At 52.1% G+C, this 21,566-nt stretch carries 26 protein-coding genes; 5 read left to right on the top strand and 21 right to left on the bottom strand.

The window, feature by feature from the left end; genetic code table 11:
- Nucleotide 1: 1 nt before the first annotated feature.
- On the bottom strand, nucleotides 2-1,540 hold the full coding sequence (locus AV656_RS10235; protein ID WP_063181598.1) for a BCCT family transporter: 1,539 nt from the start codon (nucleotides 1,538-1,540) through the stop codon (nucleotides 2-4).
- 195 nt (nucleotides 1,541-1,735) lie between these two features.
- Here AV656_RS10235 and AV656_RS10230 point away from each other — a divergent pair, with 195 nt between their 5' ends.
- Nucleotides 1,736-2,389, top strand: coding sequence for a TetR/AcrR family transcriptional regulator (locus AV656_RS10230; RefSeq protein WP_063181596.1), 654 nt, complete (start codon nucleotides 1,736-1,738; stop codon nucleotides 2,387-2,389).
- 56 nt (nucleotides 2,390-2,445) lie between these two features.
- Here the strand turns inward: AV656_RS10230 and phnE are convergent, their stop codons facing one another.
- The 7 genes from phnE to AV656_RS10195 form a co-directional block, all read right to left on the bottom strand.
- Entirely contained in the window at nucleotides 2,446-3,252 is an 807-nt protein-coding gene (gene phnE / locus AV656_RS10225; RefSeq protein WP_063181594.1) for a phosphonate ABC transporter, permease protein PhnE, read from the bottom strand.
- Nucleotide 3,253: 1 nt separating this feature from the next.
- Nucleotides 3,254-4,027, bottom strand: a complete 774-nt coding sequence (gene phnC / locus AV656_RS10220) for a phosphonate ABC transporter ATP-binding protein (protein ID WP_063181591.1) — start codon at nucleotides 4,025-4,027, stop codon at nucleotides 3,254-3,256.
- A gap of 16 nt (nucleotides 4,028-4,043) precedes the next feature.
- The gene (locus AV656_RS10215; RefSeq protein ID WP_063181589.1) at nucleotides 4,044-4,871 is read right to left on the bottom strand and encodes a sugar phosphate isomerase/epimerase family protein; all 828 of its coding nucleotides are present in this window, start codon (nucleotides 4,869-4,871) and stop codon (nucleotides 4,044-4,046) included.
- 84 nt (nucleotides 4,872-4,955) lie between these two features.
- Nucleotides 4,956-5,861, bottom strand: a complete 906-nt coding sequence (gene phnD, locus AV656_RS10210; protein ID WP_197462239.1) for a phosphate/phosphite/phosphonate ABC transporter substrate-binding protein — start codon at nucleotides 5,859-5,861, stop codon at nucleotides 4,956-4,958.
- A 16-nt stretch (nucleotides 5,862-5,877) separates the two neighbouring features.
- Entirely contained in the window at nucleotides 5,878-6,726 is an 849-nt protein-coding gene (locus AV656_RS10205; protein ID WP_082818706.1) for a MurR/RpiR family transcriptional regulator, read from the bottom strand.
- A gap of 326 nt (nucleotides 6,727-7,052) precedes the next feature.
- Nucleotides 7,053-7,676 (bottom strand): NADPH-dependent FMN reductase, encoded by a 624-nt coding sequence (locus tag AV656_RS10200; RefSeq protein ID WP_063181584.1) that lies wholly within the window; start codon nucleotides 7,674-7,676, stop codon nucleotides 7,053-7,055.
- Between the two features lie 32 nt (nucleotides 7,677-7,708).
- Complete coding sequence (locus AV656_RS10195; protein ID WP_063181582.1) at nucleotides 7,709-8,770, bottom strand: LLM class flavin-dependent oxidoreductase; 1,062 nt, start codon at nucleotides 8,768-8,770, stop codon at nucleotides 7,709-7,711.
- A gap of 337 nt (nucleotides 8,771-9,107) precedes the next feature.
- On the opposite strand from AV656_RS10195, the gene AV656_RS10190 reads away from it, so the two are divergent.
- Nucleotides 9,108-9,992, top strand: coding sequence for a DMT family transporter (locus AV656_RS10190; RefSeq protein WP_063181580.1), 885 nt, complete (start codon nucleotides 9,108-9,110; stop codon nucleotides 9,990-9,992).
- Nucleotides 9,993-10,045: 53 nt separating this feature from the next.
- On the opposite strand, the gene AV656_RS10185 is transcribed toward AV656_RS10190, so the two are convergent.
- Both AV656_RS10185 and azlC read right to left on the bottom strand, forming a co-directional pair.
- Nucleotides 10,046-10,375, bottom strand: coding sequence for a branched-chain amino acid transporter permease (locus AV656_RS10185; protein WP_063181731.1), 330 nt, complete (start codon nucleotides 10,373-10,375; stop codon nucleotides 10,046-10,048).
- Entirely contained in the window at nucleotides 10,375-11,088 is a 714-nt protein-coding gene (azlC, locus tag AV656_RS10180) for an azaleucine resistance protein AzlC (RefSeq protein WP_063181578.1), read from the bottom strand. The genes AV656_RS10185 and azlC overlap by 1 nt, the downstream gene beginning before the upstream one ends.
- Before the next feature lie 131 nt (nucleotides 11,089-11,219).
- On the opposite strand from azlC, the gene AV656_RS10175 reads away from it, so the two are divergent.
- Together AV656_RS10175 and AV656_RS10170 are read left to right on the top strand one after the other, a co-directional pair.
- Nucleotides 11,220-12,611, top strand: coding sequence for a PLP-dependent aminotransferase family protein (locus tag AV656_RS10175; protein ID WP_063181576.1), 1,392 nt, complete (start codon nucleotides 11,220-11,222; stop codon nucleotides 12,609-12,611).
- A gap of 88 nt (nucleotides 12,612-12,699) precedes the next feature.
- The gene (locus AV656_RS10170; protein WP_063181574.1) at nucleotides 12,700-12,996 is read left to right on the top strand and encodes a YesK family protein; all 297 of its coding nucleotides are present in this window, start codon (nucleotides 12,700-12,702) and stop codon (nucleotides 12,994-12,996) included.
- 48 nt (nucleotides 12,997-13,044) lie between these two features.
- Here the strand turns inward: AV656_RS10170 and AV656_RS10165 are convergent, their stop codons facing one another.
- The 3 genes from AV656_RS10165 to AV656_RS10155 are packed head-to-tail and all read right to left on the bottom strand — an operon-like array spanning nucleotide 13,045 to nucleotide 15,109.
- Complete coding sequence (locus AV656_RS10165; RefSeq protein WP_063181572.1) at nucleotides 13,045-13,455, bottom strand: hypothetical protein; 411 nt, start codon at nucleotides 13,453-13,455, stop codon at nucleotides 13,045-13,047.
- Nucleotides 13,445-14,434 (bottom strand): hypothetical protein, encoded by a 990-nt coding sequence (locus AV656_RS10160; RefSeq protein WP_063181570.1) that lies wholly within the window; start codon nucleotides 14,432-14,434, stop codon nucleotides 13,445-13,447. The genes AV656_RS10165 and AV656_RS10160 overlap by 11 nt, the downstream gene beginning before the upstream one ends.
- Before the next feature lie 24 nt (nucleotides 14,435-14,458).
- Nucleotides 14,459-15,109, bottom strand: a complete 651-nt coding sequence (locus tag AV656_RS10155) for a CPBP family intramembrane glutamic endopeptidase (protein ID WP_419865555.1) — start codon at nucleotides 15,107-15,109, stop codon at nucleotides 14,459-14,461.
- Between the two features lie 221 nt (nucleotides 15,110-15,330).
- On the opposite strand from AV656_RS10155, the gene AV656_RS10150 reads away from it, so the two are divergent.
- Complete coding sequence (locus tag AV656_RS10150; RefSeq protein ID WP_082818705.1) at nucleotides 15,331-16,014, top strand: manganese efflux pump; 684 nt, start codon at nucleotides 15,331-15,333, stop codon at nucleotides 16,012-16,014.
- Here the strand turns inward: AV656_RS10150 and AV656_RS10145 are convergent.
- The 8 genes from AV656_RS10145 to AV656_RS10110 form a co-directional block, all read right to left on the bottom strand.
- Nucleotides 15,943-16,569 (bottom strand): GNAT family N-acetyltransferase, encoded by a 627-nt coding sequence (locus AV656_RS10145; protein ID WP_082818704.1) that lies wholly within the window; start codon nucleotides 16,567-16,569, stop codon nucleotides 15,943-15,945. The two genes, AV656_RS10150 and AV656_RS10145, sit on opposite strands and share 72 nt — an antisense overlap.
- 54 nt (nucleotides 16,570-16,623) lie before the next feature.
- Nucleotides 16,624-16,995, bottom strand: coding sequence for a VOC family protein (locus tag AV656_RS10140; RefSeq protein ID WP_063181564.1), 372 nt, complete (start codon nucleotides 16,993-16,995; stop codon nucleotides 16,624-16,626).
- A gap of 30 nt (nucleotides 16,996-17,025) precedes the next feature.
- On the bottom strand, nucleotides 17,026-18,333 hold the full coding sequence (locus tag AV656_RS10135; RefSeq protein ID WP_063181562.1) for a serine hydrolase domain-containing protein: 1,308 nt from the start codon (nucleotides 18,331-18,333) through the stop codon (nucleotides 17,026-17,028).
- A 55-nt stretch (nucleotides 18,334-18,388) separates the two neighbouring features.
- Nucleotides 18,389-18,736: a DUF4260 domain-containing protein gene (locus AV656_RS10130; RefSeq protein WP_063181560.1), complete on the bottom strand. Its 348-nt coding sequence runs from the start codon at nucleotides 18,734-18,736 to the stop codon at nucleotides 18,389-18,391.
- Entirely contained in the window at nucleotides 18,730-19,272 is a 543-nt protein-coding gene (locus tag AV656_RS10125; RefSeq protein WP_063181558.1) for an NUDIX hydrolase, read from the bottom strand. The genes AV656_RS10130 and AV656_RS10125 overlap by 7 nt, the downstream gene beginning before the upstream one ends.
- 4 nt (nucleotides 19,273-19,276) lie before the next feature.
- Nucleotides 19,277-19,642: a hypothetical protein gene (locus AV656_RS10120; protein WP_063181556.1), complete on the bottom strand. Its 366-nt coding sequence runs from the start codon at nucleotides 19,640-19,642 to the stop codon at nucleotides 19,277-19,279.
- A gap of 104 nt (nucleotides 19,643-19,746) precedes the next feature.
- Nucleotides 19,747-20,433 carry a YjjG family noncanonical pyrimidine nucleotidase gene (locus tag AV656_RS10115; protein ID WP_063181554.1) on the bottom strand — a complete coding sequence of 229 codons (687 nt, stop codon included), beginning with the start codon at nucleotides 20,431-20,433 and terminating at the stop codon, nucleotides 19,747-19,749.
- A gap of 72 nt (nucleotides 20,434-20,505) precedes the next feature.
- The gene (locus AV656_RS10110; RefSeq protein WP_063181552.1) at nucleotides 20,506-21,468 is read right to left on the bottom strand and encodes a tRNA dihydrouridine synthase; all 963 of its coding nucleotides are present in this window, start codon (nucleotides 21,466-21,468) and stop codon (nucleotides 20,506-20,508) included.
- Nucleotides 21,469-21,566: the final 98 nt, after the last annotated feature.

Below are 21,566 nucleotides of genomic sequence, written 5' to 3'. Positions count from 1 at the left end.
GTTATTCCTCCTTGGAAGCCTGAGTGATTACATACCCTGATTTTTTGGGAAAGTCCTTCTTGAGCCACCTGATCAACGAAACGATCAGCAGAATATAGAACAGGAAGATCGGTATCGATACAATGACTGCCGAAGTCTGGACAACCCTCAGACCGCCGACGAGAAGAAGTGAAATCCCCATCACCGCAAGCACAGCGCCCCAGATCATCCGGTGCCAGCGGGCCGGTTCCTGTCCCGGACGCATTTCTTTTGTCGCGATTGCCGCAAGGACGTACGTTGCGGAGTCCAGCGATGTGGACAGGAAAATCACGGCGAGAACAATGAAGAACGGCAGGACGATGGCGCTCAGCGGCAATGAACTCAGAATCTCGACTACCGCGGCGTCCCCGCCCTTGTCCGCCAGAATTTCAGTCAGGTTCAGCTTGCCGGTCAATTCGGCATTCATCGAGTAGCCGCCAAAGACCATAAAGTAAATCCAGGCTCCGACCGACCCCCAAAGCAGCATGTGCATGATCAGTTGGCGGATGGTCCGGCCTCGGGAAATCCTTGCTACAAACAGTCCCATGAACGGGGCCGTAGCCGCAAACCAGGCCCAATAAAAGACCGTCCACGCCTGCGGGAAGCCGCTTTGCCCGATCGGGTCTGTATAAAAGCTCATCATGGCGAAGTTCTGGACCATCATGCCGAAACTGTTCGTGAAGTAAGTCAGGATGAACAGCGTAGGACCGGCAAGGAGCACGAAGATCGCCAGTGCCAGAGCGAGGTAGACGTTCAGGTCGCTCAGGCGGCGGATTCCTTTATGCAAACCGAGGTAAGCGCTTGCCGAATAAACAACGGTGATCAGGATGACCAGGATGGCATCCAGCATCAGCGATGGTTCGAGTCCGAACACACGGGCGACGACCTGCGAGACCATCGGGACACCGAGGCCGAGCGTCGTTCCCAGTCCGCCTATCAGGCTCCAGATCACGAGAATATCAATCACTTTGCCCAGCCAGCCGTCCGCATATTTTCCGAGTGCGCCGCGCAGTGCCACACTCATCTTCAGAGAAGGCTGCTTCCTGATGAAATAAGAGTAGGCAATGACAACTGTCGGGAATGCGTACAAGGACCATGCGGAAATTCCCCAATGGAAGAGCGCGTAGGTCAGCGACCATTCTGCAGCCGCCTGGCTCTCGGGTTCAATTCCGAATGGAGGTCCGGAGTAGTAGTAAAGCGGCTCCACCATGGACCAATACATGATACTTGTCCCCATCCCCGCCGTGAACAGCATCGTGCCCCAGCTGAATGTCGAGAACTCCGGCTTTCCTTCCCCCAGCCGGATCTTGCCGAAACGGCTGAATGCCAGCCAAATCAAAAGCACAAACAATCCGATTGTGAGAAACTGCCAAGCCCAATCCATTTTAAACGTAATGCCGGTCATGATCTGATCCAGCACCGGTTCTGCACTTTCCCGGAAGATCACGAGAGACATTGTGGCAAACAGGACCACAATAATCGCAAACCAGAAAATAAAGGAGTCTATCCTTGCGTTCTGCACCCAATCACCTCTCAATTTTTTTAGGCAATCCAATTGCTCTATATATGGTTACGAGCTTGCAATCAGAGTAATAAACAATCATAATCTAAATTGTAATCATGATTATTTTTCTGCCATTGATTATGCTAACATATGATAAAATAGTTTGCAAAAGCGTTTTCAAGATTTATCAGAATACGGAGGTGCCGGTCCTGTATGACAAACAAACAATTGCAGAAGAGCCGGATGTGGAAGTATTTCATTGAAGCGACAGTGGAAATCATCCATGAAGAAGGGATCGACAAAGTGACGATCCGCAAAGTTGCGGACCGCGCCGGCTATAATAGTGCCACGCTTTACAACTATTTCAGCGAACTTTCCCACCTAAAATTCTTCGCGGCGATGCGGCTGCTGGGCGGTTATGTCGAAGAAGTTACAGCGCGGATGGAAGACGGCGAAACGCCCCTGGACAAGTATGTGATTGCCTGGGAATGCTTTATCCGCCATTCGTTCAGGTCGCCCAAACTTTTCAACGCGGTCTTTATCATGGACCTCGGTGACCAGCCGGAGAAACTCATGCAGCGCTATTACGAGACGTACCCGGCAGAACTGGTCAATGTCCCGGATGAACTCCAGCCCACCCTGTTTGAACGCAGCGTGATGAAACGCGGGAAGTCCGTGCTTCAGATGGCCGCCGAGGAAGGTCAGATCCCGATTGAACAGATGAACCCGGTCAATGAAAAGACCAATCTGATTTGGCAGGGCATGATGACGAGTATCCTCAATCACCGGCTGGATTACGAAATCGGACAGGCGGAACGGAATACCATTAAGTACATTCAGGAAATCATTGAACTGGCCCGCACTTAAGCATGGCCAAATAATTAGCCCGACCCGGCTTCGCCGGATCGGGCATTTTTTGCATACTATAAGACTTTCTTTCTGATCGATGCCGATATTCTTTCGACAATCAGCACAACCGCCAAAATCACCAATATAATCATCAGGGCTTCGTCAAAATTCCTCAAAGACATGGCCGTATTCAGCTGGACGCCAATACCTCCCGCGCCGACCAGCCCGAGCACTGCCGCTCCGCGAATTGATTTTTCAACCGCAAACAGACTCGTGCCCACGAAAGACGGAAACGCCATGGGAATGACCGAACCGGAGATGATGCCGAACTGGGATGCTCCTGTCGACTCCAGCGCCTGAACCGGCCCCTTGTCCAACTCCTCAATCCGCTCGGCAAAGAACCGGCCGCAAAAGCCGATGGTGTCTACGGTGATTGTCAGGATGCCCGCCAATGGCCCGAGACCGATCGCAATTACAAAAATCAGGGCGAAAACCAGATCAGGGATGGTCCGCAAGACCATGATGATCCCTTTGACCGCACTTCTGATCGCGGGGTGCGGGCTGGTATTCTTGGCAGCCAGCAGTGCTACCGGCAAACTCAGAAGCACCCCAAAAGTTGTGCCGACCAGTGCCATCTCAAGCGTCTCGATCATACTCAGGACGATTGGCCCGATCCTCGAAAAGTCCGGCGGAAATGCATTGCCGACAAAGCTTCCGATATTGAGGATGCCATTAAACAATCGGTCAGGCGTCATATCCGCGCCATTGATGCCCATCGAGATAAAGGCGATAAACAGGATCCATCCGAAAAACGAGAGGATTGACGGACGTCTGAAGCGTGCAGGCATTTCCGCTTTTATGGATGGTGTGTGACGATCCATTTTAGGACACCCGCCTGTCCGTAAGCTGGACATCCTTTTGATAAAGTGACTCAAGTGTCGGGCGGTCAAGTGCCCCTGCACCTTCATCAAGAATGAGGCTGCCATCTTTCAGCGCAATCACACGGTCCCCATATTCCATAATGACGTCCATCTGATGAAGGATACAGATGACCGCCAATCCGCGCTCACTGACGATTTCCCACAGCAAGTCCATCACTTCACGGCCAGCCTTTGGATCCAGGCTTGCGATCGGCTCGTCCGCAAGTACAATCTCAGGCTCCTGCATCAGCATCCTTGCGATGGCCACGCGCTGCTGCTGGCCACCCGACAATTGATCGGCACGGCGCCGGGCAAGATGGGCAAGCCCCACCCGGTCCAGACAGGCCATCGCCTGCTCCCTCAAGGCATCGGATGCAAACGGTGCAAATGTCTGGAAAGAGGTTTTCGTATGTCCCAGTGCACCAAAAAGCACATTCTGAAACACACTGAGATTGTTCGTCAGATTAAAGTTCTGGAAAACCATCCCCACCTTTTTTCTTACCGGCCGCAGCTTGCTGCGGGAAAGCCTGGTGATGTCGGTATCGTTCAGCAGGATGCTTCCGGAGGTCGGTTTCTCGAATCCTGTGATGCATCGGAACAGCGTGGACTTTCCTGATCCGTTATGTCCAAGAAGCATGACGCCTTCACCCGGCTCGACCTTAAAGCTGACGTCATCAATCGCCTTTGTCTCTCCAGAATAGATTTTTGATAAATGGTTGACTTCCAGTGAAATCATGGCAACCTCCAAATGGTTAATAGATTGAATTTGACGTTGTGGTCAGATAGTTCTCCGTCAGATCGGAAAGCACCTGACCTGCAAGAGTCAATGTCCCGATTTCATTGTCGTATTCATAGGATTCGTTGATCAGCATGCCATCGTATTTCCGGGAGAGCTTTTCCAGTACCGGCCCGAAGTTAATCCGGTCTTCCGCTTCGGTATTGAAAGGAAGATGCATGTTGCTCTTTGACGCCTGACTGATGTGAACATTAAAGATGGGAACACGGATCTCTTCAACAAACGTCCCGACATCCCCGATGCTATGGCAATGCGCCAGGTCCAGGGTCAGCCCAAGTGATGGGCTGCCGACTTCATCGATCAGTCTTGAAACTTCTTCAACCGTCAAAACAAATTCTTTCGGCCGCTTCTCCATATTTTCCACCCCGATTTTCAGACCGGCCTGCTCGCTGTATGCCGCAATCTTTTTGAATGACTCAATTTGGGCCGGCCATAGATCTTCAGCCCGATCCTTTGAAGAGGACATCCTCCCGGGATGCAGCGTAATCAGTGACGCCCCCAGTTCCTTTGCATAGTCAATTGTTTCAAACGTCTGTCGGACCGATTCCTTCCGGATGCCCGGATTGATCGATGTCAGATTGATATCCCGCACATCCGCATGAATCTGATAGGACAGGCCGCTCTCGGCCAGCAGGCTTTTAATTTCCTGTGATGCAAGACCGCTGCCCGTAATATGTCCCATCCACAACTCAATTCCGTCAAATCCATGGGAACTCACCACTTCAATCGCTTTTTTCAGGGGTAAATGCCTCAGTACGTCTGATGAGGTTCCGATCGTAAACATCCATCCGCCTCTTTCCTCAAGTGAATTGTTTATGTACCTGTAACTGGCCGTTCATTTGAATTGGTTTTCGGCAAATCGGCGACCTTATTGATAGTCGATTCCCAGGGCTTCGTAAGCATCACGGAGCCCGTCATAATCACTGTCTTCCGCCGCCACAAACTCGGAATCGGCAAATTTATCATTTTCACCGGTGATCAGGATCTGCTCGAGCAGCGCTTCCTTATTTTCGAGGATAGTGTCCTGCAGGTGCTGAATGAAAGATTCCGGAAGATGCGGCGATGCCACAATCAGATCATTCGGAAGCTCCTGCCCTTCAGCCACAACGGTAAAGAGCCCCTCTCCCTCTTCTTCAATCATCTCTTCGTAATTCAAACGGGTTATGGTCATGGCATCCGTTTCCTTGGCCAGGAAAGCCTCATACATGGCGTCCCCAAGCAGATAGGATTCAATATCCCTATCCAGATCGAATCCGGCATCCACCAACATCTTGCTCGGCATCAGATAAGCACTTGTCGAGCCGACACTATCCATGGCAATGCGCTTTCCTTTGAGGTCCCCGATCGTTTCGATCCCACTGTCTGCATGCGCAATGATCAATGGAAGATAGCCCGGACGGGTCAGTGCCGCAACCGGTTGTGTGTTTTCATCGGCTGCACGCATCATGACGTATTCCGCGCCACCCGACATCACCATGTCCACCTGGTCGTATTCAAGGGCGGTAACAGCCGTTGCCCGGTCGGACAAAGCAAAAAACTCCACTTCCAGACCAAGCACTTCTTCAAGTTTTTCGCGGAACGGCTCGAACTCCAACTGCAGCTGCTCAAGCCCTTCAATGCCTGTGGCCGCAAACCGGATTTTTTCCGGCCAATCGGACTGGCTATCCTGTCCCCCGGCAGTACCGCTTTTCTCTTCGCTTGCACTGCTGCTTCCGCATGCAGCCAAAAACAGCACCGAAAACAAGGCAACCATGATTAATGACAACTTCCTCATCTGAACCGCCTCCATCTCAATAATGTTTATTCAGGTCACTTAAAAGCTCCATATGATCAAAAATCTCTTCCTTCTGCACCGTTGCAACTCTCATCAACAGTGCATTGCAAAAAGATACAGGCAGTGCAATCGAGTTCAGATCCTCCTGTGGTCCTCTGCTGATCTCCAGCACGATTTCCGCATCTTTTGCGATTTTCCCGCACACATCTTCTGTCATGGAGATGGTACGGATTCCGTTTTTCTTGGCATACTTCATCGCAAGAAGCAGTTCCCTGTATTCTCTTTTAAAGCTGATGGTAAGGATCAGGTCATCTTTCCTGACCGTCGTAAGCTCTTCGATGAACTCTGCGCCGCCGCTGGTCATGAGCTTCGTCCTGATGCCCATTCTTTTTAGTCGGAAGTCCAGAAAGTAAACGAGGGATCTGGACACTCCCAATCCGATCAGGACGATACTTTTGGACTTCGCGATCTCCGACACCGCTTTGTCGACTGCTGTATGATCGATTTTTTGCATGAACTTCGACATGGTCGTGATATCTTTAAAAATCTGCTGTTCCATTTCGACATGCTCATCACCGATTTTGCTGAGAAATGTCTGCATCTTCTTTGTGGGATCCAGGTTCACCAGCATCTCCTCAGCCAATTGCTTCCGGAACGCCGTGTAATTTTCAAACCCCAGCTTTTTTACGAAGCGTGAAAAGCTTGCGGTGGAGACGGATAGCTCCCCGCTTAAATTCTCGATCTTGTGATGCATGTAATGGTCTTTCCGTTCCAATAACCCTTTTGCAATGCTTCTTTGGCCCGCTGACAGGCCTCCCCAGTTTTCCTGGATCCGCTCTTGAATCGTCTTATGTATTTGAATCACCTCACCCGCTGACCTGTATCCGAGTCTAATGGCCGGATGTTAATTTCATATCCGAAACAAGTAAAGGAATCGTAAATTCTGAAAATAACTTCAGGAAATTATTTTCATGTTTTTCCGAAGAAAGCGGACTTTGCTAATGTTCATCACTGGTTTAAATAAGGAACTGCATAGAATTACCTTAGAAACATTTTCATCCAAGGGCTAGTTCATCTCCTTTTCGCCGAGGTCATGACGCAATTCTTCTCCACACAAAAAAGCCACCATCCTTTCAGGATGATGGCTTTTGCTGCAGACCCGCCTGTACAGCGAAGTGCTTGTTGCTGAACTTAGACCAGGCTTGCTTCCTTCGAGCTTTCACGAAGTGTCTTGAACGCTGCGGCCCATTCGTTGACTTCGCCGAGCATCGCATTGACGTTTTCAAGATGCAGTTCGGCCGGTTTGAACTCGGAGAAGTTCTCGAAGTCGGTAAAGAGGGACAGAGTCGGATGTGTCCGGACATCGGCAACCGACAGTTCGCCGAGGATGCCGCGGAGGTGTTCTGCCGCACGCGCGCCGCCTGTCGAGCCGTAGCTGACGATGCCCGCCGGTTTATCTCCCCAAGCTTCACGCGCAGTATCAAGTGCGTTTTTCAGGACACCTGAGATGCTGTGGTTGTATTCCTGTACGACAAAGACGAAGCCGTCCAGGCTTGCCAACTTCTCATTCCACTTGGCGATGCCCGGCTCCGAACCATCTGTCGTGCCGACGAACGGGAGCTGGTAGTCCTGGATGTCGATGATTTCATAGTTCGCATCATTGCGGCCGTCCGCGATGCCTTTGAGCCACTCGCCGACCTGAGGGCTCACGCGTCCTTCACGTGTGGACCCGAGGATGATTCCGATCTTGAGCTTTTCGGGCACTACAGGTGCCGCTTCTTGTTTTTTGCCGAATAGTTTAGAGAAAAATCCCATGATGATCACTCCTATAAGATAGTTTTTGGTGTTTATCCAATTGCTTTCCGGACAGCCGGAGCAACCTCGGTGGCCAGGAGCTCAATGCTCCGGGCAACCTGCTCGTACGGCTGGCCGCCAATGTCCAGCTGCGCAAGGAAACGGGTATGGCCGAACAGTTCATGCTGGCGGAGGATCTTCTCCGTCACTTCTTCCGGGCTGCCCACGAATAGGGCATTGTCCGGGCCGGTGATCTGGCCGAAGTCCTCCCTGCTCATCCGGAAGGCCATTCCGCGCTGACGATTCACTTCAGCCCAGTAGCCGGAGTAGTACGGATAAAATGCATCCCGGGCAGCTTCACCGTCTTCTGCAAGGAAGCCATGACCCGTAACGCCCACACGGAGAGATTCCGTATCATGTCCAGCCTCTGCCCCTGCCTTCCTGTACAGGTCGGCAAACGGCTGGAACCGGCCAAGCGGCCCGCCGAGGATGGCAAGTGCCATGCCGGCGCCGAGCCGCCCTGCACGTACTGCACTCTCCGGTGTCCCTCCGACACCGATCCAGAACGGGATTTCCGGCTGCACGGGACGGGGCGCGATTTCCGCATTCCGGAGAGGAGAGCGGAAACGCCCGCTCCAATCCACGATCTCCTTTTCGTTGAGCAGTCGGAACAGCTCCGAGTTTTCTTCGAACAATGCATCGTAATCCGCCGTGTCAAAGCCGAACAGAGGGAACGATTCAATGAAAGCCCCGCGGCCTGCCATGACTTCCGCACGTCCGTCCGAAAGCAGGTCCAGTGTCGCGAAGTCCTCGAAAAGCCGGACAGGATCAACGGTGCTGAGGACCGTCGTCGTGCTTGTCAGCCTGACCCGTTCCGTCGCCTGGGCAACAGCTGCAAGTACGACCGGCGGCGAAGAAACCGCGTAGTCCAGCCGGTGGTGTTCTCCGACTCCGAACACATCGAGCCCGAGCCGGTCAGCAAGCTTTGCCGCCTCGAGGATTTCCTTCAGGCGCTGCCCCGCACTGACCGTCTTTCCGGTATGCGGATCCGGCACGAGGTCGCCGAGTGTATATACGCCGATCTCAAATGCCGGCTTTCCAGTCTTTGAATTCATCCATCTGTTCACTCCTGATAAAAAATTGAAAAGGGCCGGATGGCCTGACAAAGACGGATCTGCCTGCAGCTGCTCACAGACCCGGAATGGAACCTCAAGTTACTTTTCGTAATTAAATATATTTTAATATCTCGATTTCGTCAAGTCTATTGATTCAATAAAATGAACCGGGATACAAAAAAGCCATTCCCTGTTTCAGGAGGATGGCTTTTAACCGATATTCTATTCAGGGTTGTGAAGCTTCTTCATGTGATGTGCCGCAAACAAAAACCTATACAGCCGGCACCGCCATGATTAAAATAGCTTAGTCCAAACCATGTAGGAAGGTTGAGCGGTTTTGCTGAAATCATATGCCTGGCTGATCTTTTGTGTGTTGGTATGGGGAAGCAATTTCATATTCGGCAAAATGCTCGTACAGGATTTCTCCCCTGCCGCACTGACGATGCTGAGATTATTGTTCATCGTCCTTTTTCTCGGCATTCTCTCTTTACCCCGGAAACAGTTGCCCCGTTTGTCCGCGTCCGATTTCCTGGTCATTGTGATTCTCGGAATCGTCGGCGTCTTCATCAATCAATGGTCTTTCTTTGAAGGCCTGCAGACCGCCGACCCCACGACTTCCGCACTGATCCTTGCCACCGCCCCTGTGCTGACGGGTTTCCTGGCCGCGATCTTTCTGAAGGAAAAGCTGACGTTTCGTATGATTGCCGGCTCTTGCGTCGCCATTTTGGGCATTTATTTCGTGGTGGCCCAAGGAAACCTATCTTCGATCCAAATTGATCCGGGCCTCTACTGGATCGTCGTCACGATGGTGACGTTCGCCATCATGGTCATCGTCACCCGGCTCCTGTCCAGCAGGGTCGATCCGCTGACGATCACGCTTTATTCGAATATTGTCGGCTGGGCGGTATCCGTTCCATTCGTGTTTATCCTGGATCGCCCGCTCAAGGTCAGTACGGAATGGTCCGATTGGATGCTGCTGATTGTGACCGCTGTCGTCGTCCATGGCGCGGCCAACCTGATCTGGAATCAGCAGATCCGGTATGTGAATGCTTCAAAAGCATCGATTTTATCCAATCTGGAGCCCTTTGTCGCGATGGTCATGGGCCTTATCCTTCTGGGCAACCCCATCACCGGCTACCAGGTGCTCGGCTCCCTGTTCATTATCGGGGGTGTCCTCTTGTCGACGTATCAGCGGAGGATGCAGCTGAACAGGACAGGCTGATTCCCCCGGATGCCGATATCACAAAACGCGCCCGGCCAGGCGCGTTTGTATAATCATTGAAAAACCATCTGCACCATCACCATATAGCTGATCGTTCCTGCGGCAATCGACAGCAGCATGCTGCGCTTCCAGAAATGAAGCAGCATGGTGATCCCTGCACAAAGAAGTTCCGGAATTCCCCGGTTCCCCGCGGTCAGGCTTACATCCTTGAAGCAGTAGATAACGAGCAGCCCGATGACCGCCGCCGGCAGCACTTTGCCGAGATACTGGATATAGGCAGGCGTCGGCTTGTCGGCAGGGAACAGCCAAAACGGGATGAATCGCGTCAGCACCGTCCCGAGGATGATCATGCCGATCGTAATTACCTGTTGCTCCGTGGTCATCATGCCGTGCTCACCTCGCCTTTTTCAAGCGGCTTCCGCATCAGTGTCAGTACGCCCAGAATCCCAAGCATGGCCGGAATGATGAAGCGCTCGCCGCCGAACAGGATCAGGCAGGCGGCAGAGATTCCGATACCCGTCAGCGCACTAAGGTGCCGCTTCTGGCTCATCCACTGTTCGGTAAAGATCACGACGAAGAGTGCAGTCATCACAAACTCCAGCCCTTCCGTACTGAACGTGATCATGGAGCCGAACAAGCCTCCGATTGCGGATCCGGTCACCCAATAGGAATGATTAAGCAACGTGACAAAGAACATGAACCATCCCTTGTCGATGCCCTCCGGAACTTTCACCGAGCTGTTGATCGCAAACGACTCGTCGCACATTCCGAAGATGAGGTAATTCTTCTTTTTCCCGGTCCCCTTGAATTTGTCCAGCATCGATATTCCGTAGAACAGGTGCCTCGCGTTCACCATCAGTGTCAGAAGAAGCGCCTGGACCGGATTAAACGCCAGCAGGAGCAGATTTGCCGCAACAAATTCCATGGAGCCTGCGAAAATCAGCATACTCATCAGAATCGGAAAGATTGCGCTGAACCCCAATGAATTCATAAAGATGCCGTATGCAATCCCGAGGAAAAGGAATCCCGCCATGATCGGAATCGTGTGGGGGAACGCCGCCCGGAATGCAGCTCTGAGATGATTGTTATTCTTCATATGTTTCACTTCCTGATTGTCTTTATCTATATGTATCACAAATAATCCATACAATGAAGGGCAAAAGTGTATGGATTACAATTCAGGATGCGTGCTATGATGGGGGAAATTCACTCCGACCGAGGTGTCCCATGCCGACCAACTCATTCGACCATTACCCGATGTCATGGAAACCAGACAAAGACTTATTGAAGCGGCCGGTCTACCAATCCCTTGCCGCACTTCTGGAACAGGATATCGCCAACGGTTTTCTCGTACCCGGCACCAAGCTGCCGCCCCAGCGGGAACTCGCAGACTTCCTGGACCTGAATTTCACGACGATCACCCGCGCCTACAAGCTGGCCGAATCGCGCGGACTGATCTACGCCGTGACGGGAAGCGGCACATTCGTCGCTCCAAATGCCGCCCGCTCCGTCACCATCACGGCAGACCATCGGGAAAACCTGATCGACCTTGCGTTCGTCGCCTCCTTCGAACAGACCAACACATTGGTGACAGACGCCATCCGGAATGTGACCGACAAGCGCTACGTGGACCAATTGCTGAACTACCAGGATCCGACCGGGATCCCCCACCAGAAGGCCGCTGCCCTCAACTGGATGGACCGGTTCGGTATCCAAGCGGCCCCGGACAACGTCGCCATCGTCTCCGGCGCCCAGAATGCCCTTGCCGTGGTCATGGCGGCACTGTTCGAGCCGGGCAGCAGAATCGCGACCGATCAGTTTACCTATGCCAACTTCATTGAACTCGCAAGGATTTTCCATGTCCAGCTGATTCCGATAGCGGGAGACGGGGCAGGCATGTCCCCCCGGGAGTTGGACAGGCAGTGCCGGCTGTCAGCCATCCACGGAATCTTCCTAATGCCTTCTTGCTGCAACCCGACGACTGTCATGATGACGGAAGAACGGAAAAACGAACTTGCAGACGTGATCCGCAAGCACGGATTGATTCTGATCGAAGATGATATCCATGCCTTTCTGACAGCAGATGTCCTCCCAGGCTACGGTCAGCCCCTGTTCAGCATGCTCCCTGATCAGACTGTATACATCTGCGGCACTTCCAAGTCGATCTGCTCGGGACTCCGGGTCGCCTATATTGCCTTTGGGGATGCCTTCAGGGACAAGATCATCCAGGCGGTCTTCAACATCAACGTGAAGACGTCATCCTTCGACGCAGAAGTGATCACGGAACTCATTACGTCCGGACAGGTACAGCAGATTGTTCTCGAGAAAAAGCGGCTCGCAGAGGAGGCGAATGAGATTTACAGGCGCTACTTCTCCTTCAACCCTATTACGGAGCACCCGCTCAGTTTCTACCGCTGGCTGAAGATTCCGGGTCACCATTCTGCGACACAATTGGAATCCGCCCTGAAAGAACGCGGCGTCCGTGTTTTCCACTCTGACCGCTTCCTGAACGCCTCAACCTCAGCGGACAAATACTTGCGCGTCGGACTTTCCTCCACAGACACACTGGAAGAATTGGAGATCGGACTGAAGATACTGAAGGAATATCTGGATGGATGACTTAATTTCTATATACTGGAACCGAATAGACGCGTGAAGCGTTCTTTAAAGGAGAAGGGATCACGGAGAGAATGGGGGGCAGTTTGATATGGAAGGCTTTGAAGTGTTTATTTTTATCGCACTGGGTGCAGCACTCCTAATGGTGATCGCGTCGGTTGTTCTGGAAAAGTCAGTGCCGGAAAAGAAAAAACAGTATCTGAGATTCGTGTTTTTGGGTCTGTTGATCATCAGCTTGGGCATTTTTATTTTCAGTTTCATTATTGGGGGCTGGGAGGGAATCGGTTTTGGATTCATGGCCATCTCGATTCTGGCCGGAACTTTACTGGGCGGACTGATCAACGTGGTTACAGATGCCTTCAGGCGCAGTGAAAATAAACAAGAATAAACCTCCAATACCGATACCGGCTTGGAGGTAATGCTCAGGGACCCTCTCTCAAAATACCCAGGGGTCCTTTTTGAATGCCGCAAGTCGACGGACGGCCATAGCGATCTCTTCTCCGCCAGGCGGCAGGTCGACCGTGCCGCGGGAACGCTGCACCGATCCGTCATCCTGGAGGATGGTCACCTCGTACGTCCTACCTTCCAGAACCGGTGAACCGAAATCCGTTGGCCACTCACCGACCTGAAATTCAGTGGTGAGGGAATCCAGGAAAGCGGCCGCCCGATCCGGATCTATGTTGTACTCATTCCTGGTGTGGCGCATGCCGCGCTCGCCTGCCTCTTTTGTCGAGAGGAGCTCATGGACAATCAGGCCCTTACGTGTAATGCGCACGTCATGGACGCGTTCCTGGTTTGGCAGGAGCGGCCCGCTTTCGGTGGTCTCAAAACGAATTTCAGTGATCACGGGCATCCCTCCTTGCTGCTTGAGTCGTGCCAAGCTGCAATGTAGCCAATGCCCTCTTTTTCATTTCCTTCACATCAACCGTCTGGCGCTTTCCGGATCCCTCAAGCACACAACGTTGGACAGGCAGGTTCAGGATACGGTTCATGAAGCCGAGCTCACCCGGATAATGCACGATCAGCGCGCCCATTTCAGGGTATCCCTGCTCCTCCTGCCACTTGACCAGTCCCTCGCAGAAATTGGGGTTATCAGGCATCTCAATCCGGTTGAATAATTCCTCCGGCAGCAGATGTCTCGCGATGTGATAAAGGCCGTGGGCTTCTGTGCACAGAATTTTATAGAGTTTCGGCCTGTCCACTCTCCTGGAAGTCTTGCAGACTTTTCCCAATGCTTCGGAAGCCCGATCTGCATCCTGGTCCGCAAGCGCCAACAGAAATTCCATGATTGCTTTTTCCCACAGGCCTTTTTTCTGCCCGAGAAGTTTCGTCCCTTCCGTATAAGCCGCACCCAGCCAATCATCGTTCTGATACCATAGTGCCATCAGCAAATTGCTTGTTTTCACAAAAGGCGGATATCCGTTCTTGCACAGACCCAGTTCTTCCGGAAAACACGCTTCAACCACATCCACATGATTGGAGGCCATGGCGTCCAAGACCTTCCAGAAGTTCCCGCTGTGATCATATCCTCCAGAGCTGAATTTTGAGAGTTCGTGCTTGCTATTATGGTAAATTGCGTTATGTAGCATTTCATAATCCCGTTCTTGAAAGGCAAGATACAATCCGGTAAGATACGGATTCCTCATGAGGGATTTATAGCCGAATGGATCGATTTGTTTTTCGGCTTCCATTGCTTTCTCGTGAAGCTTCCAATACATTTCTTTCTGCGCTTGAAGATACTCGTCCATACCCTCATAGATATAGAGATATTCTGTCACTGCCGGGTCGCGGTACAGTTTCAAGTATTCCTTAGCGATTTTCTCCAATCTACTCCCCCTTTTCCGCTCCTATTAGCTCATGATTTGAATGTGGTTCGATCGTTTTCCGTAAGTTATCGCCATCATCCCCATCACCACCGCATAAAGCAGGAACTTGGACAATTCCTCTTGTTCCGCTGATCCTGACTGCAGACCGCCGGACAGGTAAAAAACATTCAGCATCCCATGCAGGACGGCGGCAGGAATGACCGAGCGGCCAACTTCTCTCACATAGGTGAGCGTAATGGAGATCAAAAACAACAGCCCCATGTAAGCTGTGATTCCCATGAACCAATCCCCATAACCTTTATAAAAAACGGCAATTGGCAAATGCCACAGTGACCAGACGGCAGCCGTGATGGCAGCCGTTTGGAACAAAGAATGGTTTTTCCGCAAATGGTGATGCAAATTCCCTCGCCAAACGACTTCTTCCAGAAGTGCGGACAAGGACGCAACGGTCAGGCCAACCACGAACAGCAGAACCAGTTCCTTTTCTTGCTCAAACAGGAACCGCATGCCCTGAAAGCTGAGATAGACGTGGAATGTGATTCCCAACAAGACCGGGAAGAGGATCGAAAACACCATGCTTTTCAAGGTAGGACGAAACAGGCCCATGGTGGATCTGACCTGGAGTTTACAATAAACTGCCTGATAGGCGATGATGACAGTCAGCGGGACTATCATCACCGCTCCCAGAAACGAGCGTCCGTCCTCCAAATAGAAGAGGATGGCATGGACAAGGAAAGTGGCCAAGAAGATGAAGCCGATCGTTACTCCAACAATATTCTTCCGGTTTTGTTTCACCGACCCACTCCCCCTCAGCTACTCTTCAGCGATTTTATCCAACCAAGGGATACGTTCCTGATCAGGCAGGAACGGACCGCTTTAGGCGGTTTTAAAAACAAATGAACCTGATGCTTTTTTCATTTGTCGGTTCCTTTTCCGTTAGCTATCAATCATGCCCAGGCCCTTTTTCACCCCGCCCATATACTGACTTGGATATCGAGGGGGCGGGAAACGTGCAATGGTTAACGATTTTATTTTTGGGAATCGCAGCAAACCTGGATAACCTGGGGATCGGCCTGGCTTACGGCATCCGGAAAATCAGGATACCTACCCTCTCGAACGCTGCCATTGCGATCGTGTCCATGATGGTTACCGCGCTGGCGATGGTAGCAGCAGAAGGTCTGGCCTCCATCATGCCAGAGCAAATGGCAAACCGGCTGGGCGGTTTCATGCTTTGTTTAGTCGGATTATGGATGCTCATTCAGGAATGGAAGCCAAATCCGGATCTCCGAAAAAATAGCTTAAATGCCGATAAAGACGGTAACCGGATCCTTTCCGTTCGGGAAGCCCTTCCGCTGGGCTTCCTGCTGTCCGCCAATGCACTCGCCGGTGGTTTCGGCATGGGCGTGAGTGGCGGCTCGATGACAGCACCCATCCTGTCAATCGGGCTATTCTCTTTCCTGACGATCCACTGTAGCAACCGTTTTGGTGGCATACTCACCCGCTTCTATTTAGGACGACACCCCAGTATTATTGCGGGCGGGCTTCTTCTTGTCATCGGAATCGTAGAAATGGTCATCTAGGGCGCTGATTGCGGTGAAATCCTCTTTCAAGATCGAATACATATACAAATCATCGAATCTGCCCCGCCCGTATTCATAATGGCGCAGCAGACCTTCCCTCAGGAACCCGTTTTTCTCGACGAGGCGGAGGGATGGCAGGTTTTCCGGCTCGATCAGCGCCTCGATCCTCTCCAATCGGAGATGATCAAATCCATACCGGACAACAGCCCGCAAGGCTTCCCCGGCCAGCCCTTTCCCCCAATGTTCGCGGCTGAGTTCATAGCCGATTTCTGCACGAAAGTGTTTGGGCTCCCGGTTATGGAAACCGCAGCTTCCAATCATCTTGCCGGATTCCTTGAGCGTGATGCCCCACCGGATGCCACTGCCTTCTTCCACAATCGAGTGGTACCACTTGATTTCGTCCAGCACATCTTCCTTGGTTTGGAACGGTTCCATGCCGGTATGTTCCATCACTTCCGGGTCAGACAGGTAACGCAGCATGTCCCCGGCATCGGCGGGAGTCGCCGCTCTCAGGTGCATTCTTTCGGTGGTGATTTCCGGAAACGGTGCATTCATTTTGTTGCCTCCAATCAGAATGGCCGGTCCGATTCATATCGGACCGGCCCTCGGTTATCTGTGCTGGTCAACCAGAATCGGGTTGCCGTCCGGATCTTCGATCATGAAATGAGCCGGTCCTTCAGTGGACGGGTCAGCTTCTGTGATAAATTGGATTCCCTTTGCCTTAAGCTCTTCCTGAAGCTCCCTCACGTCCCTGAACGGATTCACTTCTTCCGCGTTGCTGTTCCAGCCGGGATTGAATGTCAGCATGTTCTTCTCGAACATCCCCTGGAACAATCCGATCACACAGTCCTCGTTTTTCAGGATCAGCCAGCCGTTCTCCTCATCTCCGCCGAGCGCGGAAAAGCCGAGTTTCTCGTAGAATTCCTTGGATGCCTGAAGATCCTTTACAGTCAGGCTTAGTGAAAATGCGCCGATTCCCATTTACAAGTCCTCCCCAGATTCATGGTTGTACTACTCTCCGTGCACATTCTTCAAATAACGGTTCCTAGTTCCGTAGGGGTCCGTATGGGTCAAGCTTTTCCTCTGCATGTCGATGACCAACTCATCATTCAAATGTCTTCCCTTGAGTCTTACCTGTCGGCTGTCAGCGACGGTGGGTATGATTTCACAGTTATAGACGACTCCGTACATTTTCGGCAGAGTGGCAAATATCCGGTCCCTTTCCGAAAAGATACTCAACTGCCCCCGATTCGAATGATAGGTTCCGGTAATGGTGGCAATCAGCTGCTTATCAGGAACGATGGAAGCGGGTGACTCGAGAGCGCAGTCTTGCTGCTCAAATACAATGGAGGCAATATCTTTTGCGATTCGGTCAACTGGTGTCAGGCCGAAATTGCTCAGAACGATGACCGCCAACTCTTCTTCCGGGTAACGGAGGTAATACGAGGCAAAGCCGTTTACGTCGCCAAAGTGTTCCCAACTGGTGCGCCTGATGCCATCTTTTTCTTCGTCCGAAAAGAACCAGTCGTATCCGCACATTTCGTTGTGCCGGGTGAACATCTTCGTGAGCAGTTCCTGACCGAACATGCTTTCTCCGCTGAGCGCACGTTCCCACAGAAGCAGGTCTTCTGCTGTCGAGTACAGGCTGTACGCACCCGTCGCCACTGTCATGTCGACCCACTCCGCGCGCCTGATGTCACGGTCGAGCGTATAGCCTCGGGCATACTGGCTGATGACCGTTCTTCCGTCATCACTGCCTGTATTTTTCATGCCGAGCGGCTTGAATACGTGTTCGTCCATATGGTCTCCGTAGCTGAGACCGGTCACGTTTTCGATGATAGCGGCCAGGATCGTATATCCGGAATTCGAATATCCGGCCTGGCTGCCGGGCTCAAAGTCCGGCGGCAGTTCCATAATGGCATCCATCAACGTTTGCGTCGTGGCCGGAAGGCGCATCATCCGTGTCCAATAGTCCGGACGCGAAGCAAAATCGGCCACACCGCTCATATGGGACAGCAGATGGTGGATGGTGATCTTGTCCCCGCCAGGAAAATCACTGAAGAAACGGCTGATCGGGTCTTCCCTCCGGAGAACGCCCTTCTCCTCCAGCTGGAGAATCGCCATCGCGGTAAACGCTTTTGACAATGAGCCGATCCTGAACCTGGTTTTGGAGGTGTTCGGGACACCAAACCCGTAATCCGCCATGCCATAACCTTTGCAGAAGACCGTCTTTCCCTTATGCAGGACCGCAATGGCACCGTTAAAATAACCATGTGCATCCAGTGAATCGACATACTTCCTGATTAATTCTGCTTCCATAAACATCCTCCGGGTGTTCCGGAACCTATTTCGAAGTCCCTTTAGGTTAGTGATCCTATAAACGGCTCAAATGGGTGTCCTTAAAGCGGGTCGGATACTTGAGTCCGTAGCCGAGCATGCGGTCCATCCCGATATGGGCCAGCCAGATCAGGCCGATTGCGAGAGCAATCCGGCTAGACAAGAAGAGTCCTGCGATGATGAATACGACCGGAATTGAAGTGGTGTGAAAGTAGTTGTACATCTTGGCCCCTGTTTTCAGATCGACCAGGTATCCGAGCGCGGCAAGGTCCGGTACGAAGAGCAGGATAAAAAACACCGGCCAGCTTAATGAATGGGAAGCATATAGATACAGGGCTAACAGCAGGATGGCCAAGCCTTCGATATGCAGAAGAAGTCTTACCATATCTCCCGACTCCTGTCTGTCCTGCGGCAGCCGTACTGCCTGCGGATATCAAAAAGCAGCCGGATCAGGCTCGGGTAATACGGGATGAACGTATCGTCTTCAATCATCACTTCGATTTCATCCGCTGTTGCCCATTTGGCGTCCCGGACTTCTTCGTATTGCAGGGTGAGCTGATCAAGATCGATCTCCTTTTCAATCAGATAGACGTCATTGAACCCCCGCTCGAAGTTGATCGTCAGCTGCGGGCGGACTCCTTCCAGGTCCAGACGGATCCCCAGCTCCTCCTCGAGTTCCCTTGCCGCGGCAGCCTGACTGCTGTCCCCTGCCGTCGCACTTCCCCCCGCGGTCAGGTCCCACCTGTTCGGCCAACTATCCTTGAACGACTGCCGCTGCTGGATCAGCATCTTTCCTTCCCTATTGAAGACACAGACATGAACGACCAGATGTAAGTCCCCCTCTTTGAATTCGCTACCGCGCGTCATCGTCCTGCCTGTTTTCATTCTTTCCGCATCATAAATATCCCACGGCTCCGCCATACCCTCACCCCTCTAAGGAATCATCAATTGCCTGTATCGCAAGTTCCAGCGATTTGAGCCGTCGTTCAAGCAGTGTCCGCTGGGGGCTGCCAGTCTTGGAATTAGCATATGCCTTCTCGATGGACGGCAACAGGCCGCGGAGCACATCCCGAGTCTTTGATATTGCCTCTAGCCCATAAGAATGATCCTGCCTATCCCATACATTCTCCAGCACGGCCAGCCCGATCTTCATTGCATAGAGGCGCTTCTCGATCAGGGCCGTGTTGGCGCCTTTTTCCTTCATCTGTGCCAATCCTTTTTCCATCTTGCGGATGGTCGATTGGAAAGATTGGATGGACTCCGTTCTGACGGTTTCCGAAACGCTATCCAAACCGGCACCCCCTCTTCTCTAGTAATCTATTCCAATTATCACACAACCATAAATCCAGTTGTAGACGGACCAATAAAAAACGAACCCCATTGTTGGGGCTCGCATCAGATGACAATGTCCAAAAGTTCTTCCAGCCTGCTGATTTCGTATGTAGGAACAATCGGTGTTTGGTTTTCCTTTCGGGCCGGATTAAACCAGCACGTATCCACCCCGGCGTTCAGCCCGCCCTGAATATCTGAAGTGAGCGAGTCGCCCACCATCAGCACAGAATAGCGGTCCTTGATTCCTAGCTGTTCAAACGCATAATCAAAGATCTCTTTTTGAGGTTTCCGGAATCCGGTGGCTTCCGAGATGATGATCTGTTCAAACGAATCTTTAAATGGGGAGCTCCCGATCCTGGATGTCTGCACATCCTTAAAGCCATTTGTGATGATGGCCAGGCGCTTGTGGGACAGGGCTTCGATCACTTTCTCGGCTCCCGGGACAAGGTGCATCTGTTCTCCGAGAAAACCTAAGTAGTCCTGATTAAAGACCACCGCATCCAGATCCAGCTCATGTTCCAAAAACAATCTCCTGAATCGTTCTGACCCCAAGTCCCCCAGGCTCAACTTTCCGTTTTCCAGATCGCGCCACAGGACATCGCTGATGGTCCGGTAGCTTTTCCTGTATCGCTCAAGAGCATCAGGCAACTCATATTTGCCGAACACACTGCCGAATGCGGCTTGCTCCGACTTGTCGAAGTCCAAAAGCGTATCGTCAACGTCGAATAAAATCACATCGTACTGTTTCATCGATAAATCCTCTGCCTTTCATGCCGATAGTAGCAAAAGAGCCTTCTCATTGAGAAAAGGCTCCTTTGTGTTTCAGTCTTTTGATTCAAACTGATCCAGCAGTGCCCGAACCTCGTCTGTCGACTTCGTCTGCATCAGCTGGTTCCTCAGCTCACCGGCTCCGTAGAATCCTTTGACGTAAATCTTGAAGAAGCGGTGAAGCGCGGTGATGGAACGCGGCACTTCTTCGATGTATCGATCGTGCAGATCAAGGTGGAGCCTCAGGAGGTCCAGAGATTCCGCCGTGCTGTGTTCCTTCGGCTCTTTCTCGAAGGCAAACGGATTCTTGAAGATACCCCGGCCGATCATGACGCCGTCCACCCCATACTGTTCGACGAGCTCCAGGCCCTTCTGCCGGTCAGGGATGTCCCCGTTTATCGTCAGCAGCGTATCCGGCGCGACACGGTCACGCAGTTTCTTGATCTCCGGAATGAGTTCCCAGTGAGCGTCAACCTGGCTCATTTCTTTTCTCGTCCTGAGGTGGATCGAGAGGTTCGCGATGTTCTGCTCCAGAATATGGGTCAGCCATTCCTGCCACTCGTCGACCTCATTAAAGCCGAGACGGGTCTTCACGCTGACAGGGAGTCCGCCTGCCTTGGCCGCCTGGATCAGTTCCGCAGCAAGGTCAGGGCGCAGAATCAGGCCGCTGCCCTTCCCTCTTGTGGCCACATTTGGCACAGGGCAGCCCATATTGATATCAAGGCCGCTGAACCCCATTTCCGCCATGCCGATACTCATCTGGCGGAAATACTCGGGCTTGTCCCCCCATATGTGCGCGACCATCGGCTGCTCATCTTCAGTGAAAAGCAATCGGCCGCGAACGCTGTTGATCCCCTCTGGATGGCAATAGCTGTCCGAGTTGGTGAACTCGGTGAAAAACACATCCGGCCTTCCGGCTTCAGCGACGACGTGGCGGAACACGACATCCGTCACATCTTCCATCGGGGCAAGCACAAAAAATGGACGCGGCAGATTGCGCCAAAAATTCTCTTTCATTTCTTACTCCAGTCCTCTCACATAAAAGCATTAGGTCAATTATAGCGGAATTAATTAAAAAAATCCGGTCTACGAAATCATCTGCCGACAAGACTGCC

The sequence above is a fragment of the Bhargavaea cecembensis genome (assembly GCF_001619585.1).
GTDB lineage: Bacteria > Bacillota > Bacilli > Bacillales_A > Planococcaceae > Bhargavaea > Bhargavaea cecembensis_A.
The sequence above is the reverse complement of the archived record's forward strand: the minus strand, read 5'-3'. Positions and strand labels throughout refer to the sequence as shown.